Source organism: Acinetobacter sp. (genome assembly GCF_036659555.1).
Classification (GTDB): Bacteria; Pseudomonadota; Gammaproteobacteria; order Pseudomonadales; family Moraxellaceae; genus Acinetobacter.
Window position 1 is genome coordinate 1 of sequence record NZ_JAVXCI010000042.1, and the last position, 24,206, is coordinate 24,206.

The 24,206-nt window shown below is 48.8% G+C and carries 26 protein-coding genes and 3 pseudogenes; 11 read left to right on the forward strand and 18 right to left on the reverse strand.

The annotated features are described in order from the left end of the window. Positions 1–42: 42 nt before the first annotated feature. The 14 genes from trpE to RSA72_RS07460 form a co-directional block, all read right to left on the reverse strand. The gene (trpE, locus tag RSA72_RS07395; RefSeq protein ID WP_332632945.1) at positions 43–1,536 is read right to left on the reverse strand and encodes an anthranilate synthase component I; all 1,494 of its coding nucleotides are present in this window, start codon (positions 1,534–1,536) and stop codon (positions 43–45) included. A gap of 109 nt (positions 1,537–1,645) precedes the next feature. After that, complete coding sequence (locus tag RSA72_RS07400) at positions 1,646–2,317, reverse strand: phosphoglycolate phosphatase (RefSeq protein ID WP_332622281.1); 672 nt, start codon at positions 2,315–2,317, stop codon at positions 1,646–1,648. Between the two features lie 81 nt (positions 2,318–2,398). Continuing rightward, positions 2,399–3,016 carry an FHA domain-containing protein gene (locus RSA72_RS07405; protein WP_332622278.1) on the reverse strand — a complete coding sequence of 206 codons (618 nt, stop codon included), beginning with the start codon at positions 3,014–3,016 and terminating at the stop codon, positions 2,399–2,401. An 89-nt stretch (positions 3,017–3,105) separates the two neighbouring features. Further along, entirely contained in the window at positions 3,106–5,340 is a 2,235-nt protein-coding gene (gene gspD, locus RSA72_RS07410) for a type II secretion system secretin GspD (RefSeq protein ID WP_332632947.1), read from the reverse strand. 39 nt (positions 5,341–5,379) lie between these two features. After that, on the reverse strand, positions 5,380–6,216 hold the full coding sequence (locus RSA72_RS07415) for a type II secretion system protein N (protein WP_332622276.1): 837 nt from the start codon (positions 6,214–6,216) through the stop codon (positions 5,380–5,382). After that, positions 6,216–6,959, reverse strand: a complete 744-nt coding sequence (gene gspN, locus RSA72_RS07420; RefSeq protein ID WP_332622273.1) for a type II secretion system protein N — start codon at positions 6,957–6,959, stop codon at positions 6,216–6,218. Before gspN ends, RSA72_RS07415 begins: the two co-directional genes overlap by 1 nt. A gap of 169 nt (positions 6,960–7,128) precedes the next feature. Next, positions 7,129–7,455, reverse strand: coding sequence for an H-NS histone family protein (locus tag RSA72_RS07425; RefSeq protein WP_332622280.1), 327 nt, complete (start codon positions 7,453–7,455; stop codon positions 7,129–7,131). A gap of 444 nt (positions 7,456–7,899) precedes the next feature. After that, positions 7,900–8,028, reverse strand: a complete 129-nt coding sequence (locus RSA72_RS07430; RefSeq protein ID WP_332622271.1) for a hypothetical protein — start codon at positions 8,026–8,028, stop codon at positions 7,900–7,902. Positions 8,029–8,039: 11 nt separating this feature from the next. After that, a complete protein-coding gene (locus RSA72_RS07435) occupies positions 8,040–9,233 on the reverse strand; it encodes a heme biosynthesis protein HemY (RefSeq protein WP_332622270.1) in 1,194 nt (397 codons plus the stop codon). A gap of 6 nt (positions 9,234–9,239) precedes the next feature. Further along, positions 9,240–10,070: a hypothetical protein gene (locus tag RSA72_RS07440; RefSeq protein ID WP_332622269.1), complete on the reverse strand. Its 831-nt coding sequence runs from the start codon at positions 10,068–10,070 to the stop codon at positions 9,240–9,242. Beyond that, positions 10,067–10,846: a uroporphyrinogen-III synthase gene (locus RSA72_RS07445; protein WP_332622268.1), complete on the reverse strand. Its 780-nt coding sequence runs from the start codon at positions 10,844–10,846 to the stop codon at positions 10,067–10,069. The genes RSA72_RS07440 and RSA72_RS07445 overlap by 4 nt, the downstream gene beginning before the upstream one ends. A 4-nt stretch (positions 10,847–10,850) precedes the next feature. Beyond that, the gene (hemC, locus tag RSA72_RS07450; protein WP_332622267.1) at positions 10,851–11,768 is read right to left on the reverse strand and encodes a hydroxymethylbilane synthase; all 918 of its coding nucleotides are present in this window, start codon (positions 11,766–11,768) and stop codon (positions 10,851–10,853) included. 111 nt (positions 11,769–11,879) lie between these two features. Continuing rightward, the gene (locus RSA72_RS07455) at positions 11,880–12,620 is read right to left on the reverse strand and encodes a LytR/AlgR family response regulator transcription factor (RefSeq protein ID WP_332622266.1); all 741 of its coding nucleotides are present in this window, start codon (positions 12,618–12,620) and stop codon (positions 11,880–11,882) included. A gap of 54 nt (positions 12,621–12,674) precedes the next feature. Continuing rightward, positions 12,675–13,712, reverse strand: coding sequence for a sensor histidine kinase (locus tag RSA72_RS07460; protein WP_332622265.1), 1,038 nt, complete (start codon positions 13,710–13,712; stop codon positions 12,675–12,677). Between the two features lie 129 nt (positions 13,713–13,841). On the opposite strand from RSA72_RS07460, the pseudogene argH reads away from it, so the two are divergent. Both argH and RSA72_RS07470 read left to right on the forward strand, forming a co-directional pair. After that, a pseudogene (argH, locus tag RSA72_RS07465) lies at positions 13,842–15,185 on the forward strand (argininosuccinate lyase); the annotation flags it as partial. A 12-nt stretch (positions 15,186–15,197) separates the two neighbouring features. Beyond that, entirely contained in the window at positions 15,198–15,467 is a 270-nt protein-coding gene (locus RSA72_RS07470; RefSeq protein ID WP_332622264.1) for an oxidative damage protection protein, read from the forward strand. A 794-nt stretch (positions 15,468–16,261) separates the two neighbouring features. On the opposite strand, the gene pgsA is transcribed toward RSA72_RS07470, so the two are convergent. Both pgsA and RSA72_RS07480 read right to left on the reverse strand, forming a co-directional pair. Next, on the reverse strand, positions 16,262–16,849 hold the full coding sequence (pgsA, locus tag RSA72_RS07475; protein WP_332622262.1) for a CDP-diacylglycerol--glycerol-3-phosphate 3-phosphatidyltransferase: 588 nt from the start codon (positions 16,847–16,849) through the stop codon (positions 16,262–16,264). Between the two features lie 57 nt (positions 16,850–16,906). Beyond that, positions 16,907–17,935, reverse strand: a complete 1,029-nt coding sequence (locus tag RSA72_RS07480; protein WP_332632949.1) for an IS481 family transposase — start codon at positions 17,933–17,935, stop codon at positions 16,907–16,909. Positions 17,936–18,120: 185 nt separating this feature from the next. On the opposite strand from RSA72_RS07480, the gene RSA72_RS07485 reads away from it, so the two are divergent. Further along, the gene (locus tag RSA72_RS07485; RefSeq protein WP_332632951.1) at positions 18,121–18,624 is read left to right on the forward strand and encodes a hypothetical protein; all 504 of its coding nucleotides are present in this window, start codon (positions 18,121–18,123) and stop codon (positions 18,622–18,624) included. Between the two features lie 157 nt (positions 18,625–18,781). Here the strand turns inward: RSA72_RS07485 and RSA72_RS14595 are convergent. Beyond that, a pseudogene (locus RSA72_RS14595) lies at positions 18,782–18,969 on the reverse strand (IS5 family transposase); the annotation flags it as partial. A gap of 9 nt (positions 18,970–18,978) precedes the next feature. On the opposite strand from RSA72_RS14595, the gene RSA72_RS07490 reads away from it, so the two are divergent. The 7 genes from RSA72_RS07490 to RSA72_RS07520 all read left to right on the forward strand — a co-directional run bounded on the left by RSA72_RS07490 (position 18,979) and on the right by RSA72_RS07520 (position 22,830). Further along, entirely contained in the window at positions 18,979–19,416 is a 438-nt protein-coding gene (locus tag RSA72_RS07490) for a hypothetical protein (protein WP_332632953.1), read from the forward strand. 97 nt (positions 19,417–19,513) lie between these two features. After that, complete coding sequence (locus RSA72_RS07495; RefSeq protein ID WP_332632955.1) at positions 19,514–20,365, forward strand: VENN motif pre-toxin domain-containing protein; 852 nt, start codon at positions 19,514–19,516, stop codon at positions 20,363–20,365. A gap of 31 nt (positions 20,366–20,396) precedes the next feature. After that, positions 20,397–20,798: a hypothetical protein gene (locus RSA72_RS07500; protein ID WP_332632957.1), complete on the forward strand. Its 402-nt coding sequence runs from the start codon at positions 20,397–20,399 to the stop codon at positions 20,796–20,798. 142 nt (positions 20,799–20,940) lie between these two features. Continuing rightward, on the forward strand, positions 20,941–21,150 hold the full coding sequence (locus RSA72_RS07505) for a hypothetical protein (RefSeq protein ID WP_332632959.1): 210 nt from the start codon (positions 20,941–20,943) through the stop codon (positions 21,148–21,150). A 90-nt stretch (positions 21,151–21,240) separates the two neighbouring features. Beyond that, positions 21,241–22,107 carry a VENN motif pre-toxin domain-containing protein gene (locus RSA72_RS07510; protein WP_332632961.1) on the forward strand — a complete coding sequence of 289 codons (867 nt, stop codon included), beginning with the start codon at positions 21,241–21,243 and terminating at the stop codon, positions 22,105–22,107. Beyond that, positions 22,107–22,265 carry a hypothetical protein gene (locus tag RSA72_RS07515; protein WP_332632963.1) on the forward strand — a complete coding sequence of 53 codons (159 nt, stop codon included), beginning with the start codon at positions 22,107–22,109 and terminating at the stop codon, positions 22,263–22,265. The genes RSA72_RS07510 and RSA72_RS07515 overlap by 1 nt, the downstream gene beginning before the upstream one ends. A gap of 1 nt (position 22,266) precedes the next feature. Further along, on the forward strand, positions 22,267–22,830 hold the full coding sequence (locus RSA72_RS07520; protein WP_332632965.1) for a tetratricopeptide repeat protein: 564 nt from the start codon (positions 22,267–22,269) through the stop codon (positions 22,828–22,830). A 45-nt stretch (positions 22,831–22,875) separates the two neighbouring features. Here the strand turns inward: RSA72_RS07520 and RSA72_RS07525 are convergent, their stop codons facing one another. Next, entirely contained in the window at positions 22,876–23,460 is a 585-nt protein-coding gene (locus RSA72_RS07525; protein ID WP_332632967.1) for a DUF4291 domain-containing protein, read from the reverse strand. A gap of 377 nt (positions 23,461–23,837) precedes the next feature. Between RSA72_RS07525 and RSA72_RS07530 the strand changes: the two are divergent. Then, a pseudogene (locus RSA72_RS07530) lies at positions 23,838–24,149 on the forward strand (VENN motif pre-toxin domain-containing protein); the annotation flags it as partial. Positions 24,150–24,206: the final 57 nt, after the last annotated feature.

The following is a 24,206-nucleotide window of genomic DNA, read 5'->3' on the forward strand; positions in this document are numbered from 1 at the left end:
TGAATCCTTGCAAGTGTTTTTTTCAAAAAAAACATCAAAAACTCATAAAATCAATCCATTTGATGATAATTCAACCGCTTTGATCACTGCGCGGGCTTTTATTTGGGTTTCATTCCATTCAGATTCAGGATTTGAGTCATAAACCACCCCTGCGCCGGCCTGCACATAGACCTTGTTTTCACGGATAACGCAGGTGCGGATGGCAATCGACATATCCATTTCGCCGTGCCAGCCTAAATAGCCGACCGCGCCGCCGAAAATGCCGCGCTTGACCGGCTCAACTTCGTCAATAATTTCCATGGCGCGGATTTTCGGCGCGCCGGAAAGCGTGCCTGCCGGAAATGTCGCCTTAAACACATCCAAGGCATCGACATCATCGCGCACTTCCGCCTGCACATTGGAGACAATATGCATCACATGCGAATAGCGCTCGATCACCATTTGATCCGTCACTTGCACTTTGCCGATTTTCGACACGCGCCCGACATCATTGCGCCCCAGGTCTATCAGCATTAAATGCTCTGCAATTTCCTTTTCATCAGACAGCAGGTCTTTTTCCAGCGCCAGATCCTCTTCCTTGGTTTTGCCGCGCGGGCGCGTGCCGGCCAGTGGGCGCACGGTGGCAATGCCGTTTTCCAGGCGCGACAGAATTTCCGGCGAAGAGCCGACAATATGGAACGGCTTGCCGTTTTCCAGCGTTTCCCCCTGCACCAGAAACAGGTACGGCGATGGATTGAGGTGGCGCAGCGCGCGGTAGACCTGCAGCGGGTCGCCGTCAAAATCAGACACCATGCGGTGGCCCGGCACCACCTGCATGACATCGCCGGCGCGGATGTATTCTTTGACCTTAGCGATCGACGCGATGAATTTGTCATGGCCGGTCAATGATTCGAAATGCGGCGCAGCATGCTTGCGCGCCTGCAGGCTCACCGGCGCGGCCAGCATATTTTCCAGCTCATCCAGCTGCGCCTGCGCCTTGCTGTAGGCGTCCGCATCATTGACATCGGCATGCACAATCAGGAACAGGGTATCTTTCAAGTTGTCAAATACAATGACGGTTTTCGACAGCATCATCCAGATATCCGGCAGGCCAACTGGATCAGCTTCCGGCGCATTATTCAGGCGCGGCTCAATATAGCGCACGGCGTCATAGCCGAAGTAGCCGACCAGGCCGCCGGTAAAGCTCGGCAAAGCAGGCAGGTCAGCTTGGGCAGGCACTTTATACTGCGACTGAAAATCCCGGATGAATTGGAACGGATCTGTACAGCTCTGCTTCTCTAAAGTCCCATCGGCATGCTGGATGGTCAGCTCACCCGCGTTGCAGGAGAAAACAGTAGATTCGCCTAAGCCAATGATTGAGTAGCGCGCCCAATTTTCACCGCCTTCCACCGACTCAAATAAATACGCCTGCTTGTGCGCTTTTAAGCGGGCAAAAACTGAAAGCGGAGTTTCGGTATCCGCCAGGCGCTGGCGGTAAACAGGAATTAAGTTGTAGCCCTGGGCTTTTAAGCTGTTGAATTGAATCTGCGTGGTCATGCGGTTTTTCTCTGTCTGTATTGGCGTTATTCAGTAATGCTGGAGTGCTGGACCGAGTTTCGCCATCGAAAAACCATTCTGCTGCTCATGTTTGTTCCTTCATCGCGCTTTATTGGGCAAGCAATTCCCGAAGATCATCCACCACAAGCTGCGGCTGGCAATCCCGAATATTTTCACCATGATTATAGCCATAGCTGACCGCAATACAATCAATACCGGCGCGGCGGGCGGCCTCCACATCATTGGATGAGTCGCCGACCATCAGCACCTGCGCTTTTTCGGCCCGGTAATATTCCGCGCAGTGCAGCAGCTGGCGCGGATGCGGCTTGCGCTCCTCAAAACGGTCGCCGCCAATCACATCCGCAAAATAATGCGCCACACCCAGCGCCTCCACAATCCGGCGCGCCGGCTGTTCCGGCTTATTGGTCACGCAGATCATGGTCTTGCCCTGCGCCAGGCCCCAGTCCAAAAATGCCTGAATGCCGGCATACAGCCGGGTTTCCACGCAGGGGTCGGCATTGTAGATTTTCAAGAATGTGTCCAGCAGCTGCCGGTGCTGGGCCGCGTCAACGCTGCCGGCAAGATGCTGCAGAACGCTCTGGCAGAAAACCGCTGTGCCCTTGCCGATCCAGGCCCGCACCTGCGGCTCCGCAACCGGCGGCAGCTGCAGCGCGTTCAGGCTCATATTCATGGCGCGGTGCAAATCCGCGGCTGAATCCACCAGCGTTCCGTCCAGGTCAAATAAAATCAGCGCCCGCCCGGCCAAATTCAAATCAAACATCGCACCCTCTTTTTTCATTTCCATCCGCCTAAAACGCGCAGGGCATGCGATTGCATGCCCTGAACGCAATCCAAATCCGGTTTATTTCAGGAATAGCCAGGCCAGAATAGCCAAAATTATAATTGCCGCCACGGTCATCAGGCCCACAGAAGCATTCTTCCGCTGCTCGGCTTCCTGCTCAGCGCGCGCCGCAGGCTGCTCCGCAGCTGCAGGAGCCGGCTCAGGCTGCACAGCGCTCAAATCCGCGCCTTCAGGAATCGGTGCCGGCTTCGGCACAGCAATATTCTGCGGCATGCCGTCGCGCGAGAGCTGAATGCCCGCATCGCGCTCAGCCAATTCAGGCATGCCCTGATCATTCATTTTCTGGGCCGCCGCTTCCGGCTGCGCTTCCGCAGATGCGGTTTCCGCCGGCTGCAGCACCGCAAATTTCAGGCCCGCAAACTGGACGGTATCACCGCCTTTCAGCAAGGCTTCAGCATTTTCCAGGCGCGCATCATTCACAAAGGTGCCATTGGAAGAGTTTAAGTCCTGCACCCACAGCGCCTGCTCTTTCAGCAGGAAAGCCGCGTGCTTGCGTGAAATTTCAGCCTGCTGCAGCACAATATCCGCAGACTGATGGCGCCCAACCAGCATATCGCGCTCAATACTGATTTCCTGCCCCGTTAAGTCGCCGGTGATGGCCTGTATTTTCCACGTCATGAAATTCAATTCTCTATCCGGTTTTGCCTTCATCATACATGCTGCCGTGCGGATTCTTCAACCGCCTGTTCCAGCGCCACGCGCCGGCTTCAAGGCGCCTGAACTGATCGCGCGCCCTTCGGCGCAGCGGCAGGCTGGCGCTGCAGCGGCGGCTCAATCGCCACAGGGGTTGCCGCGGCGGCAGGCACTGCCGCGCCGCCGGAAGGCACCGCCTGATAGGCGGACTTGCCTGCGGCATTGTTTGGCACTTTAGACACCGGCACGCGCGGCTGATACATATCTTCGACGTTTTCCGGCAGCTTGGCGAAATTGCCGTCCTGATCCAGCGCCAGCTGCAGGCTGTACAGCTGGCTGTAGCGCTGCTGCGACATTTTGCGCACATCTTTGGCATCGCCGACAATGGTCGGATGAATAAAGATCAGCAGGTTGCGCTTTTTATTGGATTTGCCGTCAGCGCGGAACAGGCGCCCCAAGCCGGGAATTGCGCCCAGGCCCGGCACGGCCTGGCGCACATAAGACGTATCATCGGAAATCAAGCCGCCCAAAACAATGATCTGCCCATGCTCCGCCAGAATGGAGGTTTTGATCGCGCGCTTGCTGGTGACCAAGTCCTGCGCCTGCCCTTTGCTGGCGGTCACATTGGAAACTTCCTGCTCGACTTCCAGGCGCACCGAACCGCCTTCGCCGATATGCGGCACCACTTTCAGCGTGACGCCGACGTCCTTGCGCTCAATGGTGGTATAGGGGTTGGCTTGGCCCGACGCCGTTGTTGACACAGAACCGGTGACAAAAGGCACGTTTTCGCCAACGACAATATAGGCCTCTTCATTATCCATGGTGAGGATGGACGGCGTAGACAGCAGGTTGGATTTGGTATTTTCCTTCAGCGCCTGAATCATTGCGCCATACAGCCTGCGCGAACCGTTTGCGCCTTCTTTGTAGTCGCCCAGAATCAGCGATGTGCCTGCGCCAAGCACGCTGCCTGCGCCGGCAGCGCCGCCGGTGGCATAGCCGGCTGCAATGCTTTTCAGGCTGGAGCCGACCTTATCAAAGTTGATCAGGCCGACGCCGCTGTTCAGATCGCCCAGCGCCCACTGCACGCCCAGCTGATCGACATCGCTGCCTTCAACTTCAATAATCGCGGCCTCAATCAGCACCTGCTCGCGGCGCGTATCCAGCTGCTGAATGGCGGATTCAATTTCGCGCATCAGCTGCGGATCGGCTTTCACCAGCAGCGCATTCTGGGTGGTATCCGCAATAATGCTGACGCCATTGGCGCTGAAGCTGCTGATGGCATTTTGACTGGCGCTGCCGGAGCCTGAATTCAGGCTGATGCCGGAAGACGAGCTGTTCTGCGAAGCGCTGGAGCCTGAACTGTTCAGCATGCTGCCGGCGCTGCCCGAACCGGATGCAGAGCTGTTCGAGCCTGAACTGGAAGATGAGGAAACCGCCTGCCCGGTCACCAAGCCCTGCAGGATTTCCGCCAAGTTCTTCGAGCTGGCGTATTTTAAGCGGAAAACTTTCAGGCCGCCGAGGCGGTCTGCCGGCGGCACATCCAGCATTTCAATGGTCTGGCGGATGCGCTTGCGGGTTTGCGTATCGCCCTTAATGATGATGCGGTTGGTGCGGTTATCCGCAATAATCCGGACACGCGATCCTTTCAGATCTTTGGCCACCCCGGTCGAAGTCATAGAGTCCAGCAGGCCGATCATTTCTTCCGCCTGGCTGGACTGCAGCGTCACCGCCTCAATATCGTTCTGGCCCGTGCCGTCCAGATTGCGGATGATGGTTTCCAGCTGATAAATATTGCTGGCGCGGTCGGACACAATTAAGGCATTGGTGCCGCCGACCGCCGACAAATGCGCAAACTGCGGCATCAATGGGCGCAATGCCGGAATCAGGTCATTGGCGTTGGTGTTTTCCAGCCAAATGACCCGGGTCACAATCTGATCGCCGCTGGCGCTGCGCCGCGCATCATAGGGAATGCCGGAGCTTTTCACATTGCTGTCCGGCACCAGCTTAATGGTGTTGCCGGACGGAATCGCGACCACGCCATTGACATTCAGCACGCCCAAAAACAGGTCGTAGACTTCATTTTTATTCAGCGGCTTATTGGAAATGACCGTGACATTGCCGCGGACACGCGGATCGACCGCAAAATTCTTGCCTGTAATATCAGCCACTTCATTAATGAATGCGGTGAGATCCGCATCGCGCAGATTGATTTTCCAGGTCTGCGCATAGCTTGCAGTGCTGACCATCGCAACCAAAGGCGCTAAGGCATATGCGGCTAATATTGGACGATTATTATTGAATAAAGCCATGAACTCTTATGCTTCCTAACCTGCTGAGGTGATGACACATCACTTAAAATCCTGCTGTACGGTCATCACTTGATCACCGCGTTTTATTTCCAGCTTCACCTGACCCTCCCGGCGAGCCTGTTCTAATAATTGCGCCTCTGTCTGGCCCTGGCCCACAGCCTGGCCGTTCAAGGACATGATGCGGTCTCCCGGCTGCAGGCCCAGCTTATTGCGCAGTCCGGCCGGCGTGCGCGCAGTGATCTCAAAACCGCCGCCGGCAGAAGGGCTGACGCCCATTTCCTGCAGATACTGCTCGCGGTTTTCCTGAATGCGCTGCACCGCCTGCCCGATGGCGTTCTGAGTTTGGCCGCCTTGCTGGCTGCTGCTGTCCGGCTGGACATTCGGGCTGCCCGGCGCGATCGGCTGATCAAGGCCATTTTCAATGCCTTTAAATGCCAGTTCGCGCACGGCGCCGCTTTGGCTGCGCAAAATTGCCCGGTCCCAATGCACCTCAGACAAAGCATAGGAAGAGCCTTCAATCACATCACCTACCCGGTAGCGCTCTGCGGTTTCATTGACTTTAATCACCGCCGAAGAATACTGGCTCGGATAGCCGACCATCACCCCCTGCAGGGTCATATTCAGCTGCTCGTCCGCGCCGGATGCGCGCCCGGCTTCCTGAAACAGCGAAAATGAGCTGATATTCGGCACTTGCGCCTGCTGCGAGCCTAATTCCGCCCGCTGCGGCTGCATGGCCTGAGGCGGCGCCAGCATCAGCCACAGCATGGCGGCCAGTTTCCAGCACAGGCAGATAATCAGTACAGCCAGCGCCGCCGGCGCCAGCCGGTCTGTATTTTTCCAGTTATGCTGCTTGAGCTTGTCCATCCAGCCGTTCATTAAAAGCCGCCTTTCAGCAAAGGCTGACGCGAACTGATGACATAAGTGTCCAGACCGGCTTTGCCATCATAGGACGGAATATTCAGCAGCAGGCGCTGGGTTAATTGCACATCCATCATCAATTCTGCATCCAGCTGCAAATTCAGCATTTTCTGTTCACGGGCATCGCGCACATCAAACAGCAGCTTGCCGCCGTCATCGCGCAGGCTGCCCGTCAGTGAAGGCACATTCATGCGTTCCTGGCGCTGCGCAAAACTGTACAGCAGCTCGCCGCCGGCCCACTGCAGCTGCCCGGCCGCCTGACTGAAGCCTTTGGCCTTTTCATATTTGAACGCAGCATCTTTCAGCTGAATGGCATTGCTTGGCCATTGCCAGTCTGCAAGCGTTTTTAAAGTTTCCGGCGCCACTTGGCCATTCAGGGACTTGATGATGACGGTTTTGCCCAAACCATAGCCCAGCGCGCCGGCCAGCTGGGTATTGCCGCTGTGAATTTCCACATCTGCGCCTAAGCGCAGCAGCAGCAGATCCAGCGGGCGGATTTTCCAGCTGAGCGAGCCGCGCAGCTGGCCTTTATTCCAGTCGGCCTGGCCGCGCCAGATATTGCCGCTGACATTGTGCAGCGACTGATTGTTTTTATAAAATTTTGCAATCAGCCAGGCTGCCGGAACCTGCAGCATGACGAAAATAAAAAATGTGATGACAGCAAAGATCAACCATCTGATTTTTTTTGGCTTATTGCTCATCCCGCCCCAACCAGTATTTCAATTATTCGTCCCAGACATGCTATTTTCTTTTATAAACACATTATGCACACTTTTTCTGCGCCGCCAATTCAAAGATATAAAAAAACCAAGCGATGCCGCTTGGTTTTTTCATCTTAGGCGGCCTTCGTGACAGCCTGATGACGCGCAATCAGATTAAGAAGCTTTCCAGTTTAGCGCCTTTTTCCAGTTCAGCCACCAGCCAGCGCGGCTGCTTGCCGCGGCCCGTCCACGTATCGTCCGGATTTGCCTTGCTGCGGTAGCGCGGCTCTACAGATTTGCGTGTCGCTTTCTTGCGCTTGCTTGCGCCGAATTCCAGAATCTGCTCAATGCTGAGGCCGACATTTTCAGCAATTTCCAAAATTTGATGATAAGCGTCTTCAACTGCCTGATCTTTTTTAGACGCAATTAATGCTTCAGCTTCAACTTGCAGCTTCTTCAGCTCCTCAACAGATAAATTACTGATGTCTGGCATGATATTAAATCCTTTAAATGGGTTCTGTATTATTTTGCTTTTTAAAACAAGCTCATCATATTTATATTCATATAAACATTCAATATATAAATGCAGTCAAAAAACAATAATTCAACAGTTTTTAAAAATAAAACAGCTGAACCGGCATTTTAAATAACATGCTGAACGCGCCTTTAAGTTTCCTGAATATTTTAGCCGGCATTTTCCGGGATAAGGGTTTTCTGCATATTTATTTTATCAGCGAAAATGATTAGCGCTTTACCCGGCGCTGCAATATTCCGCTGCTGCTCACGCCATAATATACAGCGCATCCGGATTGCGCTATTGCGCAGCTTCCCTGCCCTTGCGCCTATTTTCAATTAGCCGGGATAATATTCCGGCCTCAGGCATTTGCATTGGCTGGATGCAGCTGCAGTATAAATATCCCGCTGAAAAATATTTAATTCATCAAAACAGCAAATATGCGCTTTCAATATAGCGCGAATAAGCCGCATTATTTACATGGCTAAATACATCCATATCTTCCCATGCGGCTTTCTGTTCATGAATCACCGGATATTCCGCCAGCTTAATCATTTAATTTTCCGCTATATTTTAATTTCTACAAAATTTGCATTATTTTCAAAAATTAAATTTAACTGTTTGATCAAATGATCCTGGCCGGACAAAGTTGATTTAATTCTTAAATAGCTCATCAGCGCATCATCCGGATACAGCTCCAGCAGCGCCTGCGCCTCAACCCGCCGCCCTGTCGCCTCAAATACATGCCATTTGGCAAAGCTGAATACCGGCAAAGCAGGATAGCGGCTTTCCCATGCATTGATATGCTGCTCAATTTCAGCATAATCAGGATTCTGTTTCAGCAGCTGCTGCTGGAACCATAAATAGAACACTTCCTGATTAAACTGCTGCGCCAGCAGATGCACCGCAAGCGTTTCATGCGCCTGGCTCATTTCCGGCATGCGCGCCAGCACTTTCAGCCAAAGCGCTTTGATCTTAAAGCTGCGGCTGAAAATCTGACCGCTTAAGCCTTCATAGCGCTCGCGCAGCAGCTGCAGGCCATCCGGATCCGCCTGGTCAAAATCCGCCAGCAGCTGTTCCAGCCACGCCTGCTTGGCTGCTTCATCAAGATGGCCGTATTTTGTCGAACGCAAATACATCCACGGAAACTGCAGCGCAAACTGGCCCCATAATGCGGTCAGGCGCTGCGCGTAAGCGGTGCTGACATTGTTCAGCCAGGGCGAAAGCTCATGCTGATTTAAAAACTCCAAATGGGTTAATGCCTTTTCTCCGTCCTGCTGCGATAAATAGACCGCAATCCGCTGCAGCTCAGCCAGCTCAAATGCCATGGGGCTGGCTTCATTTAAGGCCGCCAGCGCATCTGAATACTGCTGGCGCATCCAGTATAGGCGCGCATCCATAATCCCTTTGAGCAAAGCGGATCCGCTGAAGGCCTGCTGAATAAACTGGCGCTGATCCTGCGCGGCATTCAGCAGCCAGACCACAGCCAGCTGTTCATAAGGATGAAGCTTGCTGAAACTGAATATATTTTCCCGCTTGCGCTGTTCCCGGCTTAAATAGCGCTTGGCTGCCAGCCAAATCAGCTGGCCGGTTAAACTCAGCAGCGCCAGCAGAATAAGCAGAAACCAGATATTGGTTTGAATTTGCCAGTCACGCCAGTATAAATAGACATAGCCTGCGCCATAGCCGAAGCTCAGCATGCTGAATAATGCCGCCGCCAATAAACTGATCAGCAAATATGCGCGTAAAATCTGTTTCATATGCAATTATCCAATTAAAGCCCTGGTATTTAAAATAGGCGCTGTAATGGCGGGGATTTTCTGCAGCGCGTTCAGGCGCTGAATAAAATACCGGGTTTTTGCATCCGGCAGCGGTTTAAGGATGTGCACCGCCTCGGTTAACTCCTGCTGAAAGGCAATATACTGGCCTTTATGCAGCTGCTGCTGCGCAAGCAGCAGGCGCAGCTGCGCCTCTTTTAAAATAATGGAGCGCTGCATCAGCAGCGGGCTGGGCTGCTGCGCAGATTCAACCTGAATCCAGCGCTGCCAAAATGAGCGCGCCGGCTGCGGCGCCGGCTGCGCATACTGCGCTTTGATTTCCTGGGCAATGCCCTGATCCAGCTGATTTAAAACTGCGCTCAGCTTGTTCTGCTGCTCGGCATTGGCATTGACAAACTGCATCACCATCTGGCGGTCTTTGCCAACCGCCTGATGCAGGCTGGCTTTCAGTGCAGGCGCAAGCGCATACAGCTCCAGATTCTGATTCAGCTGATTGAGTTTTTCCAGCGCCAGTGAATACTGCTGCTGGCGCAGGGCGAATTCAACCAAGTCCAGCTGCTGCCCGATCAGCGCCGCCGGCTGCAGCGCGCCGGCAGGCTGCGCCAAGGGCGCATCCTGCGCATTTGCTGGAACAGCGGGACTGCTGAGCTGGCGGTTCAATGCAGCCAGCTGATCATTCAGGCTGGCATTGCGCTGTTCCAGCGCTTTCTGCTGCTGCCCCAGCGCCTCCTGCCCTGCGCTGAGCCGGTACAGGTCAAAGCTGATTTTAACGATCCACAGCGCGCTTAAAATCAGTAAAAGAATAAGCAGTTTTTTCATCGAGTTTCCTGCACAAGCGCAATTTGCTTCAAAATGGATTCCAGCCGCAAATCATTCAACTGAATATAGGAAAACGCAGCGTGATGAGCCTGCCTGTAATGCTCCAGCAGCCCGGACAGGCGCCCGCCCAGAACCAGAATATGCGCATGATTCAATAGCTCTGGATGATCTGAAATCAGCGCCAGCCAATTCAGCCAGCTGGCTTCGCTGCTGAGGAGCATGCAGTAGCGCCGCCCGCGCTGCAGCCGCGCAAGATTTGCTGCAAGTATTTCGGGCGCCTGCGCAGGGCATCGGCGCTGATACAGGACAAAGTTCAAAATCCGCATGCCCTTGGCGCGCAGCGAATCCATCATGAACTGGCGCCCGCCCTCACCGCGCCAAAAAGCCACTCCAGCCGCAGCGCTCAGCTGATGCAGCACAGGCAGATCCAGCATGCCTTCCGAGGTTTCCACCTCCGGCACATGGCTGTTCACGCCATAGCGCTGCAGCGCCTGCGCCGTCGCCTCACCCACAGCAATCCACTGCACATGCACCAAGGCATGCAGAGGCAGTCCAGCCCGCTGCAGCCCCGCCATGCCGTAATGCGCCGCAGACGGGCTGACCGCAACGATGACCTGAACAGCGCTCAGCTGAGCATACAGCAGCGCCAAAGCTTCAGACCAGGGTGCAGGCGCCAATTCCAGCAGCGGCAGTTCCAGCACATCCACCTGCGCCGCCTGCAGCGCCTGAGTTAAACTGCCCGCCCGGTCTGCCGGACGCGTGTTCAGAAACAGCATGACATTAATACAGCGCTTGCAGAATTTCACCGGCGCCCTGAGACAGCAAGTCTTTGGCCAAGGCCACACCCAGCTGCTCAGCATCTGTAGCTGCGCCGCTTTGTACGGCTTGCAGCAGGATTGCGCCATCCGGGCTGCCGACGCGGCCTTCCAAATGAATCCGGCCGTCCTGCAGTATTGCATAGCCGGCAATCGGCACCTGGCAGCCGCCTTCCAGATAGGCATTGAACGCGCGCTCTGCGCGGACGCAGCTGTCGGTTCCGGCATGCATTAACGGCAGAATCAAGTTCAGCACCGCCTGATCGCCGGCGCGGCATTCCAGCCCCAAAGCGCCTTGACCGACCGCCGGCAGGCTGAGCTCCGGCTGAATGGCATGGCGGATACGTTCCGCCAGCCCTAAGCGCTTTAAGCCGGCGCTGGCCAGGATAATTGCGTCATAATTGCCTGCATCCAGCTTGGATAGGCGCGTTCCGACGTTGCCGCGCAGGTCAATAATCTGCAGATCCGGCCGCTGCTTTAAAATCTGGCATTTGCGGCGCAGGCTGGAAGTGCCGACTTTAGCCCCTTGCGGCAGTTCATCAAAATGGCTGCAAGTATTGGATACAAAGGCATCCAGCGGGTCTTCACGCTCGCAGGTCACCGCCAGCGCCAAGCCTTCAGGCAGGGCCATCGGCACATCTTTCATGGAATGCACGGCTAAATCCGCGCGCCCGTCCAGCAGGGCGGCTTCCAGTTCTTTGACAAACAGGCCCTTGCCGCCGATTTTCGCCAGCGGCGTATCCAGAATTTTATCGCCCTGCGTCACAAAAGTGACCAACTCAACCGTTAAATCAGCATGCAGCGCTTCCAGGCGGGCTTTAATATGCTCCGCCTGCCAAAGTGCAAGAGGGCTTTGTCGGGTTGCAATTTTCAGGGTCTTCATAGGTTTTAAGCAGCTGTAAGAATAAACATGATTCTAAACTTATCCTGCTGATATTAAAATGCAAGCGAATTTAAGCCGGACAGCCGCAGTTATTTCCCCTGCGCCGCTGCTTTATAATTTCTGAATCCGCTCGCGCAGGCTGGGCAAATGCCGGCGGCTGACCGCCAGGCGCTCTTCCAGCCCGCGGCAGCGCGCCTGATACTGGCCCGAGCTGACCACTTCCAGCCCGTCCAGATAGCTGACCGCCACTAGGGCATTGCGGTGAATGCGGATAAACTGATCTCCGAACTCCGTTTCCAGATCTTTTAAAGTTTCATCGATCAGCACGCTGCCGTTTTTGTGGCGCACCGTGACATATTTCTGATCCGCCAGAAAATAGTAGATATTTTCAACCGGCACCAGTTCCACGCCGCGGTAGGTTTTGGCCGCAATCTGATGGCGGCTGATGTTGAGTTCTTCCATAAGTTCTTTTTGTTTTATGCCGCTCATTTGAGCCTGGGTTAATTTTATAAGGTGATCCAAAACCTGCTGCAGCTCCTGCTGCATGACCGGCTTGAGCAGATATCCTTCTGCGTTTGACTTGAATGCATCCAATGCATGCTGATCATAGGCCGTGCAAAAAACAATTGCCGGCATCGGTTCCAATTGGCGCAGCGCGCTGGCGCAGGCCAAACCGTCCATTTCCGGCATTTGAATATCCAGCAGCACGACATCAGGCTCAAGACTCTGAGCCAGATCAATCGCCTGCTGGCCATGCGTGGCCCTGCCTGACACATGATGCCCCAATTGCGTGACTAAACGTGACAACCGCTCTAATGCAAGAGGCTCATCATCACAAATCAGGATGTCCATTTCTCCTCCTCCGCCAGCTAGCATCATTTTTTTTATAGGCTAGCTGCGCTGTTCTTACTTGTATCGATACTGCACTACTGTCGTAAACATCCCTTTTCCTGCAAATGTCTGAAAAGCCGCAGACGCGCCGTAATAAGCCTCCAGCCGCTGCTTGACATTTTCAACTGCAATACCATGTCCTTGACGTAAAGCTATCTTATCCTGCGCATAGGGATTAGTAATGACGATATTGACTTGATTTTGCAATATTTCAATCAATATGCTTATCGTACTCTTTGTCAGGATTTTTTCAACTCCATGAAAAATACTATTTTCAACCAGCGGCTGTAAAGTCAGCAACGGAATTTTGACCTGCGGATGCAGTTCCGGGTTCAGCAGCTTCCATTCCACCTGCAGGCGCGCGCCCAGCCGCAGCTGCTCAATGTCCAGATAGCGCTGGCTCAGCTCAATTTCTTCCTGCAGGCTGACCAGCTTCAGCTCCTGAAAGCTGGCGCGGAACAGGCGCGACAAATTCAGCAGCATCTGTTCGGCCTTGTCCGGGTCAATGCTGATCAGGCTGATGACGCTGTTCAGGCTGTTGAACAGAAAATGCGGATGAATCCGCGCCTGCATGGCCTGAATGCGCGCATTCAGCTCGCTGTTCTGCTTGCGGCCCCACTGCTCCCGCAGGTACAGATAGCGGAAACACAGCGCGCCCAGCAGCAGGCCATAGCTTAGATTCATGCCGGCGCGGTCAAATGCGGCGCCGGCGCTTAAGCCGCTCAGGCTGAAATTTTGCCCGAAATGCATCAGCAGATTCAGGCCAACAGTGGTGCACAGCACAATTGCCTGCAGCAGCAGGAAACCCAAAATCAGGCTCAGCTTCAGCCCCAAAGGCGACAGGCGCGCTTCGCAGTATTCAGCAATGGCCGCAAAGGACAGCAGCACCCAGTTAATGAACAGCACATGCTGCATCAGGCTGCCGAAGCTGAGCTGCTGCCAGGACTGCGCCTGCGCCAAGGCCAGCACCAGCGCCAGAATATTGCCCGCGGTGAACAGCTCCAGCAGATGCTGCCAGCGCCCGGTCCGGCTGAAAAAATATGAATATCCCATGCCGCCTCACTGCGCCAAAAAAGATTGATGAACTTGCGCTGCGGCAATAGGGTTTGAATTTGCTATACTCTTTTCAGTTCTACCGCTTTTTATCTTATTGAGCCGACATGACCACATCTTCTAATTCCTTTTGTTGCTGAATTTACAGCATCTGTACAATTTGACCAACGCTTTTATAAACAGGATATCGCCGGCTCAATTGCGCATGCTACGATGCTGGCGAAAGTGGGCGTGCTCACCGCGCAGGAACGCGATGACATTATCAGCGGCTTAAACACCATTAAAGCGGAAATTGAGGCCGGCAATTTCGAATGGCGCATTGACCTTGAAGATGTGCACATGAACATTGAGTCGCGCCTGACCCAGCGCATCGGCATCACTGGCAAGAAGCTGCATACCGGCCGCAGCCGCAATGACCAGGTGGCAACCGACATCCGCCTGTATGTGCGCGATGAGATTGACGCCATTTTGCAACTGCTGCAAAAACTGCAGAAAGGCATTTTGGGCCTGGCTGCCCAAAACACCCATACCATCATGCCGGGCTTCACCCACCTGCAGACAGCGCAGCCGGTGACTTTCGGCCACCATTTAATGGCGTGGTTTGAAATGCTGGTGCGCGACTCTGAACGCCTGATTGACTGCCGCAAGCGCGTCAACCGCCTGCCTTTAGGCTCCGCGGCTTTGGCCGGCACAACCTACCCGATTGAGCGCGAATACACCGCTGAGCTTTTAGGCTTTGAAGCGGTCTGCGAAAACTCACTGGATGCCGTATCTGACCGCGACTTCGGCATTGAATTCAACGCCGCAGCATCGCTGATCATGATGCACCTGTCGCGCATGTCGGAAGAAATGATTCTGTGGACTTCGGCGCAATTCAAGTTTGTGAATATTCCTGACCGCTTCTGCACCGGCTCGTCCATTATGCCACAGAAGAAAAACCCGGATGTGCCTGAGCTGATCCGCGGTAAAACCGGCCGCGTGTACGGTGACCTGATGAGCCTGCTGACCCTGATGAAAGGCCAGCCTTTGGCATACAACAAAGACAATCAGGAAGACAAAGAGCCGCTGTTTGATGCCATTGACACCGTCCGCGGCTCGCTGATGGCCTTTGCCGACATGATTCCGGCTCTGGTTCCAAATATTGAAATCATGCGCGAAGCGGCGCTGCGCGGCTTCTCTACAGCAACGGATTTGGCGGATTATCTGGTGAAAAATGGCGTGGCGTTCCGCGATGCGCATGAAATTGTCGGCAAGGCGGTGGCTTTGGGCGTTCAGGAAGGCAAGGACCTGTCTGAGCTGACGCTTGAGCAGCTGCAGCAGTTCTCTGACCTGATTCAGGCCGATGTGTTTGAAAAAGCCCTGACGCTGGAAGCATCGGTCAATGCCCGCAGCCATATCGGCGGCACAGCGCCGGCGCAAGTGGCGGCCGCGGTTGAGCGCGCATACTTGCGCCTCGAAAAACTTTACGCTTAAGGGGTGGATGCCATGACTCGACAAATTTTTTGCCGCAAGTATCAGACAGAAATGGAAGGCTTGGACTTTGCGCCGTTTCCCGGCGCCAAGGGCCAGGAGCTTTTTGACAGTGTGTCCAAGCAGGCTTGGCAGGAATGGCTGAAGCATCAGACCACGCTGATCAATGAAAAGCGCCTCAACGTGTTTGAAGCGGATGCGAAAAAATTTCTGGAAGAGCAGCGTGAAAAATTCTTCAGCAATGATGAATCGCTGGAAAAGGCCGAAGGCCTGAAGCCTGAGTAATCTTCAGAGCAGCGCTCTGAAGATTACGCAAGACAAACACCGAAGGTGTGCGTAGGCAAGCATTCGAAAGGAGCCTCAATTCAGGCTCCTTTTTTATCCGCAGCGCAAGGCTAAAAAATTGCGGCACTCAAGCCCTGTTGCGCACTACAGACCAATGCATTTCACAAATGCCTGTACGCCACATCCGGCAGGCGTTCGCGCCGATGCAGGCGAAATCATTGAATGTAAGTCTGCGCTACATTTCTCAATAAAACGCAGCATTACACTACAAGAACGCACATGATTCTGAAATCCGCCTTGCCTATAATCAGTTTCAAGGAGATGGAAGCATCTTCATATAACAGTGATAAATACCCCGATTTTCTTCCCAGATTTCCCCCAAAGTCTGGGAATTTTTTTGCCTGCAGGCTGTTATCTGTCCAGATTAAATCGACTGACCGCCGGCCTTAAACCGCGCGCAATAAAAAAGCTCCTGTTCAGGCAATGCTGATCAGTTAAGGAGTTTTACAATAAACCCCTTAACTTTTTGGCCATTCACGACAGAGTCTTACCGTTTTTAAATTCGATATTTGGAGCTCGTTTTGTTCCTTGCGGCGCAGTGCGCCTCACCGCGAAACCTGTTCACTTTCTGCATTTAAAATAATTTGATTGCAAAAACAGTCCATTTCAAAGGCTAGATAGGTTGCGTATGACGCTTCCGCGTATCAAATAAAATTTAGAATTTAAAAAGAAAATGCCAGTCAATTTCTTAACTGACTGGCATTACCTATTCAGAAGCTTTTCCGCCTCAGCCTTTAAGGCTGCTTTAAATACGGCCAGGCCGCTTTTAAATAAATGAACATTGACCACAGCGTTAAAATCACCGCCGTATACAGCAGCGCATAGCCCAGCATTTCTAAAGGCTGCCAGTTCAGCAGGAACACCGAAATTGCAATCATCTGAAATGCTGTTTTGTATTTGCCGACCGTAGACACCGCCACACTGGTGCGCGCGCCCAGTTCCGCCATCCACTCGCGCAAAGCCGACACCGTTATTTCACGCGAAATAATCACAATGGCGGCAAAGGCCATGGAAATGCTCGGCTGCCATTGCACCAGCACAATCAGCGCAGCCGCCACCATCAGCTTATCAGCCACAGGATCCAGAAAGCGCCCAAAGGCGGAGGTTTGATTCAGTGTGCGGGCCAAATAGCCGTCAAACCAGTCGGTTATGGCCGCCACCACAAAAATTCCGGTCAGCAGCATATGCCGGCTCATGCCGGAATCATGGCTTTCAACCCCCATAGCAGGCGGCCAATAAGCCACCCCTAAAAATACCGGAATTAAAGCAATCCGCGCTAAAGTTAAAATATTTGGAATATTCAGGATTCGACCTGCAGTCATAGACACCGCCAATGTTTCCCCTTTATGCAGGATGCAAATGCACAATATAGTGAGGATTTACCCTTCGTTAATAGCGCTCACTTTATACGAAACGGCATAAAGTGTCACTAGGCAAACACCGCAGCTGGCAGGCGCTAAAGTGTTTAGTCCCGGCATTTGATGGATCGGATCAATCTTAAAAAGTTCAGGCTTATCTGTCCACTGTTTGCAGATGAATTCGCAGGGAGTCAGACCCTTGAGTGTTTTGAGTCTGCGGCCGAAGTTGTATGCAGCGATAAAATCAGCAAGGTGAATGCATAGCTGAGTGTGATCGTCGTAATGGAACCGTTTGACAGTAGCTTCTTTAATCGTTCGGTTCATCCGCTCGACCTGTCCATTGGTCCATGGATGCTTAACCTTGGTAAGACGATGTTCAATGCCACATTCAGTACAAACCCGATCAAAGATGTGCTCAGAGGCGTAGCGATCACAGGTGCGGTTCGTGAACTGGATGCCGTTATCTGTTAGCACCGTATGGATTCTATAGGGCACAGCCTTAACCAGATTGCGCAGGAACTCCGCGGCTGCCATCTTACTGGCTTTAGTATGCAATTCAGTGAACGCGAACTTGGAAGTGCGATCAATGGCAACGAAGAGATAAAGCTTACCCTGTGCTGTTTGCATCTCAGCGATGTCGATATGAAAGTAACCAATGGGGTAGCTCTTGAAGCGCTTCCTGACAGGGCGATCACCTTGTACCTCAGGCAGTCGTGAAATACCATGCCGCTGCAAGCAGCGGTGTAACGACGAGCGTGTCAGATAAGGAATACTCGGCTGCAATGCATAAAGACAATCGTCTAGCGGCAACAAAGTGCGTTTTCGAAAAGCAACAATTGCCGCCTCATCTTCAGGCGATAACACGCTTGAGCGAGGATTCTTTGGCCCGGTTGTAAGATCATCTACTGAAGTACGTTTCTTCCATTTTGCGACGGTCTTTTGATTGATGCCGTAACGCTTGGCTAGCGTTCTTAAGCTCTCTTGACTATTTTGTATTGCTCGACGCACTGCCTGTGTCGTTGTGGCGCTGCTGTGTAGAACTTGTCCCATAGTGCTTCCTTCCATTTATCTGAGAATATTGCACCATTAAAATCTGGGACTAAACACCTAATAAGTTTTATATTGGATTTGATAAAACGCAAGAAGCTCCTAAATCTATACAGGCTTTACTTAATAATTCATCATTTAAGGTTGGTATTGATAAAGCAAAAAAATATTTAGGCGAGGTTTAATAGATGTTTGTTAATAGTGCAATGAAAGATTTAATAAATGAAGTTTTTGAAAAAGATTTTGGTTTACCTGTTGAGTTGCAGGATATTTTAAATGAAGGATTTAAGAAATTAGATCATGAATTAATCTTTTTTAATAGAGTATTTAATGAGCAGTTTTTTTCGGGTGAAGAAGTAAGTTCAAATATAGAAAAATTTCTCGAAATATACACGGATAAATCAGGATTTGAAAATTTTATAAACAAAATACATATTGATGATTATATTTCGGGGAGAGTTGATACAGTTAACTCTGCATTGATTTTTTTAGAAAAATTTAACATTCTCTGGAAAAAGAGTTTTCCAGAGATAAGTTGTATTTCAATGCTTTCTTTTGATTTAGATAATGAATTCGGTTTAGGGTGTGTATTTAGATTCCACGTAAAAAGAGTGGCTGAAGAAATATATGATATTGAAACTTTAAATGATTTTATAGATCCAATAGCTGTAGAGGTATATCAGGCTATTTAATTATGATCAGATTTTATGGCTATCTTGAATAACAGCATATCTCATTAGGGCTGGCTTGCAGAATACACCGTAGTTTTTTAATAGACCTCTTGCATCAGTCAAAAATGATACTTTCGTAAGAGGTCTAAACCTATTTAAAACTAGGGTCTGTTGAGAATTAACGTGAATTAATTACGCTGGCGCAAAGATAGATCATGGCGGTAAAACTCGAATCGGTTTTGTCGCTGCGTATGGTATGCGCTTGAACTCCTTCAATCTGCAAAAAGTAATTCCCAATCAAATATACATACAGGTATCAAATATACACTGAATTTTACGATTGGATTTTGGCGGAATGACTGCCTTACGCCTTGATTGTTCAGTTCCCTTAATACGGCTAACCAAAAAGTAGATGCTTTACCAGATTTACAAGCCATCTTAGACAAACAAAAGATCGTATCGGATGCGACATCTACGATTGTTGCAGCTACACGTACTTATAGCCAAAACAAACAAGCCGAAGCAGAAGCGCAAAAGCAAGCAGCAGAAGCCCAAGCAATTGACAAGTTAAAAGCAGAAGGTGGAGAAAAGTGGGCTGAATATAACAGCACAGATGACTATGTAACGAAACAAAATCTTCTGAAAAATGCTTTACCAGCATATAAAGAGGCATCAGACCAAGCACAAACATGGGGCATGGGTGGTAATAGCAGTCGAGCATTGAATGCAGTGACCACAGCGATTACAGCAGCATTGGGTGGACAAACCGACTTACAAGTGGTGACCAATACCCTAGCACCGTATGCAGCCTAGGTGATTGGAAAAGAATTTGGTCATGGAGCGGATAAAAACACGGCAGCACAGTTAGTGTCTCATGCGATCTTGGGTGCAACCCTCGCCTACATTAACGGTGGTGACCCAACAGCAGGCGGAAGTGCCGCGGTTTTGCAGGCCGGCAGCGAACTACCTCACAAAACAATTAGAAGAAAAATACAAAGATGATCCTAAGTACTTTGTAAATGGAGAGTTCCAAGCAAATTTACTGTCAGAAACTGAAAAGGCACAAATCCGAGATTTGACGGCAGGGATTGGTGCAGTGATTGGCGGAGCAGCAGGAGATTCAGGTTATAACGCACAATTGGCGGGTGTGATTGGGCAGAATGCTGTGGAGAATAATGTAGATTCCTATAAAGATATTCAAAATGCTAAAGCATATTCAGAGCAAATGTATAAAGATGCATGTGCAGCATATGGATTGAGCGGAGCCGCATGTAACAAGCAAATAAGAAAAGATGGTTATGAAATTTTACAAGCAACAGCTTTAATACTTTTACCAACCGAGCCGTATGAATATATTCCACTTGGTGGTAAGGCTGTAGGTATAGTAATTAAGGGTACTAAAAAGTTAAAAGCAGTTTTTAAGAATGTAGAGGAAGCACAGAAGGCGGTTGATAAAGCGAAAGTTAAGGTTGATGATAAATTTATTAGAAATCCTAATAGTCTTCAGGACAAACTTACATTGGATGCGGCTAAATCAGGGGAAGGGGTAAAAATTATGTCAAATATGGGTGATCCTCGATATAAAGGTTGGGATAAATATGAATACAAAACTAAATCATCTGAAGGTTTTGATTCTGTAGTACATTATGTCAAAAATCCAAATACTGGTGAGGTGGCAGATTTTAAATTTAAAAAACGTGCAACAGATGGTATATCAAAAGATGATAAAGGAAAATCGAAGCCTGTAGCAGAAAAATATTAATTTTTAAATTTATTGAATGGAGCATATTAATATGATGGTGACTGGGTTATATACGAATATTACACAAGCTGCAGAAAATGATGCTAGTATAAGACTGCAGGATTATTTTCTGGATATAAATCCAATTGACTATGATTTTTATATAGAAAAGTATCATCAATACTGTGTGGTTGGTGCTTTTTTTAGAAAAAATAATATTTGGTTTTATATTTTTGATGATGATGAAGTAAGAGTAATCCCTGGATGTCTTTTTAAATGGGGTGATATTAATGTTGATTCGTATCAATTTTATTTAGATGCGAATCAGAATAATAGTTTAGGTGTTATAGTAAAATCTCTATCAGGTATTGACTACTGGTATGAACGATATCTTAATGATGAGCAAATGGTTATTGATATTATTAAAAGTACTGTTTGTGGGTTATCTCATTAAGGGACTAGAGTTGTGATTTTGGTATGGTAACTCAACTGATGGTTCTAGTCCTCCTCATTTTTAAGTTAATTTCTTATCCGTGATTCGGGTTATTTATTATATTAAGTAATGGTAATTCAACTTACATTGAAAAAAATTAAGCTTGTCAGATGGTTATCTTTCATCTAATTTAACAGGAGAATTTTTGATTAAGCAGCAGGATGGATTTAAAGTTAAACTTCCTACTGGAAATGAAGGAGGTGCAAACGTTCAATGGCTTCCAGGTGGCAAAACTTTAAATGGAACTAGGGAAGGGATTTTGGATCTTAAAAATAGTGGTCTTAAATTTGAGGAAGTATCTCTTGGAAAATAAATTTTTATAAATTTTCATCATTAAATATTCATAAGATATTATACATACCTAAAAATAGCATCCAATACCCTAGCACCGTATGCAGCGCAAGTGATTGGAGGCCAGTTTGGACATGGAGAGGACAAGAATACCGCAGCACAGTTAGTATCTCATGCGATATTGGGTGCAACGCTGGCTTATATTAACGGTGGCGATCCAACAGCAGGAGGAAGCGCAGCCGTTGCCAGTGAGGCGGCAGCGAACTACCTCACAAAACAATTAGAAGAAAAATACAAAGATGATCCTAAGTACTTTGTAAATGGAGAGTTCCAAGCAAATTTACTGTCAGAAACTGAAAAGGCACAAATCCGTGATTTAACGGCAGGTATTGGTGCAGTCATTGGTGGAGCTGTAGGAGATTCAACGTATAACGCACAATTGGTGGGTGTGATTGGGCAGAATGCAGTTGAAAATAATGAAATGAGCTTACCGTTTCCTGTTAATAATGAGCGTATGCAAGGTATCCAGTCTATTATTGTATATGGAAATAAAAATGGATGGAGTAATAAACAGATACAAGAAGTGGTTGCAAAAGAAAGTAGAGGGCGAGATTTTCAAGGGGAGGAATATACTAAAGCTTTGGTTTATTCTACCATTGAGACACCAGTTTCAATGTTATTACCAGAGGTTACATTTTTAAAGTTGAGACCTCTTTTCGGTCCACTGTTTAAAGGTGCTGGTGCAACAGCAAAAGTAGATTCGACAACAGTTACTCTTTATCGGAAAATGAGTGAATCTGAAGCAGAACTTGCTTTAAAAAGTCAGCAATTGATATCAGCTAAGGCTGGAGCAAATAATAGTAAGTATCTTTCAGAAGAGTTAGGGAAATTAAAAAACTTTAGTAACAAAGCAGTAAATAGTTCTACGAAAGAAGTTGTTGTAGAATATAAGGTAGAAAAGTTGCTTATGAAAAATTAATGTCAACTGCTGTAAATCAAAAAGGATCAAAAGGTGTGGATGCGGTCAAAATAAATTTGGAAGGAATTATGAATCCTCAATATAGAAATATTGGAGTTCCTCCGAGCAAGTTGGAGGAGTTTAATAAAATGATTAAAAGTGTAAACAAGGCTCCTTAAGATGGTTGAAAAGAAAATTGAAAAATTAGCAGAAATCAATTCATTGCTTAGTAGTAATAAGTTTGAAGAAGTATCCAATTTATTGAATTCTGGTTTATTGACAGGACTTGACTATGATGAGGCAATAGGTAATTACTACTTTTATAAGAAGGATTTTAATAAGGCTGTTGAGTGTTATAGAAATATAATGGAAAAACAGCCTAAGTCTAGATTGTCTAGATATCAGTATTTAAGTGGTATAGGTCATGAAAGATTAGGGGATTATGTTGAAGCTTTTAAGAACTATCAGGATGCTATTGATATTGATCCAAACTTTGTAGATGCATATGTTGAGCTTGGAGCATTGCTAGCAAAAGTTGAAGCTTATAACGGTGCAGCGACCTGTTATAGAGATGCTATAAAATTAACTCCCAATGATATAACACTGTATTTAAATTTAATTGAGGTGTTACCGAAGACTGATGCTGATGAGAATTCAAAACAAAAAGAATTAGAGGACGTGAATAAAAAGTTTGAGCAATTAAAGAATACTGGAGTAGAAGTACCAAAAATAAATTTTTGGTGATTTTATTGTTTATTAGCAGAATAGTTAAATAATCATATTATTTAACTATTCTGCATTTTCAATACAAGAATAAGGGTAAATTTTTTCAATAGGGAATAAGTTCGTAACTTTTTCAAATTCTTTTAAATCAATAAGTTTTTTGATATCAGTTGCGGTTTGAGTGATATCAGTTATTTGTTGGACCCATTCATTCACATATTTTGAAACGGCTTCGTTACTTAAACCAATTTGAATAGTTCTATAAGGCAAAGGCTCTAAAAACATATTTCTTTCAGGGTCCCACTGAATTCTCACAGGATGTTTGTCTTTATGAGTTTTCCATTCTTCATTATTCAAATATTCAGGTTTATGGCTTAAACAGCCATTTTTCAGAGCCCATTCAAAGCCATTTCTATCTATATCAATAGCTAATATCCGTTTTTGATTAGCATCTTTTTGGGCCCACCCAGAACGATACATCATCCATAAAAAAGAAGGCTTTATCCAAGTCATTCTATCAAGTTTGAATGGAGGTGAAGCGAAAGTATTATGTTTGAGAGCTGAATCAGCGATGTCATCTGAATATGCTTGATATACACGAATAATTTTATCTGTATAGTAAGCTCTAATTTGATGAGTTGGTAAAATCATATTGGGATGTAAAAGAGCTTATAAATGGAATATTACTATTTTAGCATAACTTAAGTAGACTCTAGGAGTGGTAAAATAAACTGCGGGCAATAAAGTTAACTTGACCAGTACAGAGGGGACTTACAAGCCATCTTAGACAAACAAAAGATTGTATCTGATGCTACACTCCGATAGTTGCAGCAACACGCACTTATAGCCAAAACAAACAGCAAGAAGCTGAAGCGCAAAATCGGACAGCAGAATAACAAGCGCTTGAGAAGCTACAAGTCGAAGGTGGAGAGGATTGGGGCAAATATAACAGCACAGACAGCTATGCTGAAAAACAACAAATACTCAAAAACAATTCAGAAGCCTATAAAACATCGGCAGACCAAGCACAAACATGGGGCATGGGTGGTAATAGCAGTCGAGCATTGAATGCCGTGACCACAGCGATTACAGCAGCATTGGGTGGACAAACCGACTTACAAGTCGTGACCAATACCCTAGCACCGTATGCAGCTCAGGTGATAGGAGGCCAGTTTGGACATGGAGAGGACAAGAATACCGCTGCACAGTTAGTGTCTCATGCGATCTTGGGTGCAACACTGGCTTATATTAACGGTGGCGACCCAACGGCAGGAGGGAGTGCCGCCGTTGCCAGTGAGGCGGCAGCAACTTACTTCACCAATCAATATAAAGACAAAAAAGAAGGGGCTTAGGAAGTTAAAGAGGACTGTTACGGAGTAGTTTAAGCAAATCGAGAT

Coding starts and splice junctions, on each gene's coding strand:
- trpE (WP_332632945.1), bottom strand. CDS start 1,536: ATGACCACGCAGATTCAATTCAACAGCTTAAAAGCCCAGGGCTACAAC.
- RSA72_RS07400 (WP_332622281.1), bottom strand. CDS start 2,317: ATGTTTGATTTGAATTTGGCCGGGCGGGCGCTGATTTTATTTGACCTG.
- RSA72_RS07405 (WP_332622278.1), bottom strand. CDS start 3,016: ATGACGTGGAAAATACAGGCCATCACCGGCGACTTAACGGGGCAGGAA.
- gspD (WP_332632947.1), bottom strand. CDS start 5,340: ATGGCTTTATTCAATAATAATCGTCCAATATTAGCCGCATATGCCTTA.
- RSA72_RS07415 (WP_332622276.1), bottom strand. CDS start 6,216: ATGAACGGCTGGATGGACAAGCTCAAGCAGCATAACTGGAAAAATACA.
- gspN (WP_332622273.1), bottom strand. CDS start 6,959: ATGAGCAATAAGCCAAAAAAAATCAGATGGTTGATCTTTGCTGTCATC.
- RSA72_RS07430 (WP_332622271.1), bottom strand. CDS start 8,028: ATGATTAAGCTGGCGGAATATCCGGTGATTCATGAACAGAAAGCCGCA.
- RSA72_RS07435 (WP_332622270.1), bottom strand. CDS start 9,233: ATGAAACAGATTTTACGCGCATATTTGCTGATCAGTTTATTGGCGGCG.
- RSA72_RS07440 (WP_332622269.1), bottom strand. CDS start 10,070: ATGAAAAAACTGCTTATTCTTTTACTGATTTTAAGCGCGCTGTGGATC.
- RSA72_RS07445 (WP_332622268.1), bottom strand. CDS start 10,846: ATGCTGTTTCTGAACACGCGTCCGGCAGACCGGGCGGGCAGTTTAACT.
- hemC (WP_332622267.1), bottom strand. CDS start 11,768: ATGAAGACCCTGAAAATTGCAACCCGACAAAGCCCTCTTGCACTTTGG.
- RSA72_RS07455 (WP_332622266.1), bottom strand. CDS start 12,620: ATGGACATCCTGATTTGTGATGATGAGCCTCTTGCATTAGAGCGGTTG.
- RSA72_RS07460 (WP_332622265.1), bottom strand. CDS start 13,712: ATGGGATATTCATATTTTTTCAGCCGGACCGGGCGCTGGCAGCATCTG.
- RSA72_RS07470 (WP_332622264.1), top strand. CDS start 15,198: ATGACTCGACAAATTTTTTGCCGCAAGTATCAGACAGAAATGGAAGGC.
- pgsA (WP_332622262.1), bottom strand. CDS start 16,849: ATGACTGCAGGTCGAATCCTGAATATTCCAAATATTTTAACTTTAGCG.
- RSA72_RS07480 (WP_332632949.1), bottom strand. CDS start 17,935: ATGGGACAAGTTCTACACAGCAGCGCCACAACGACACAGGCAGTGCGT.
- RSA72_RS07485 (WP_332632951.1), top strand. CDS start 18,121: ATGTTTGTTAATAGTGCAATGAAAGATTTAATAAATGAAGTTTTTGAA.
- RSA72_RS07500 (WP_332632957.1), top strand. CDS start 20,397: ATGATGGTGACTGGGTTATATACGAATATTACACAAGCTGCAGAAAAT.
- RSA72_RS07515 (WP_332632963.1), top strand. CDS start 22,107: ATGTCAACTGCTGTAAATCAAAAAGGATCAAAAGGTGTGGATGCGGTC.
- RSA72_RS07520 (WP_332632965.1), top strand. CDS start 22,267: ATGGTTGAAAAGAAAATTGAAAAATTAGCAGAAATCAATTCATTGCTT.
- RSA72_RS07525 (WP_332632967.1), bottom strand. CDS start 23,460: ATGATTTTACCAACTCATCAAATTAGAGCTTACTATACAGATAAAATT.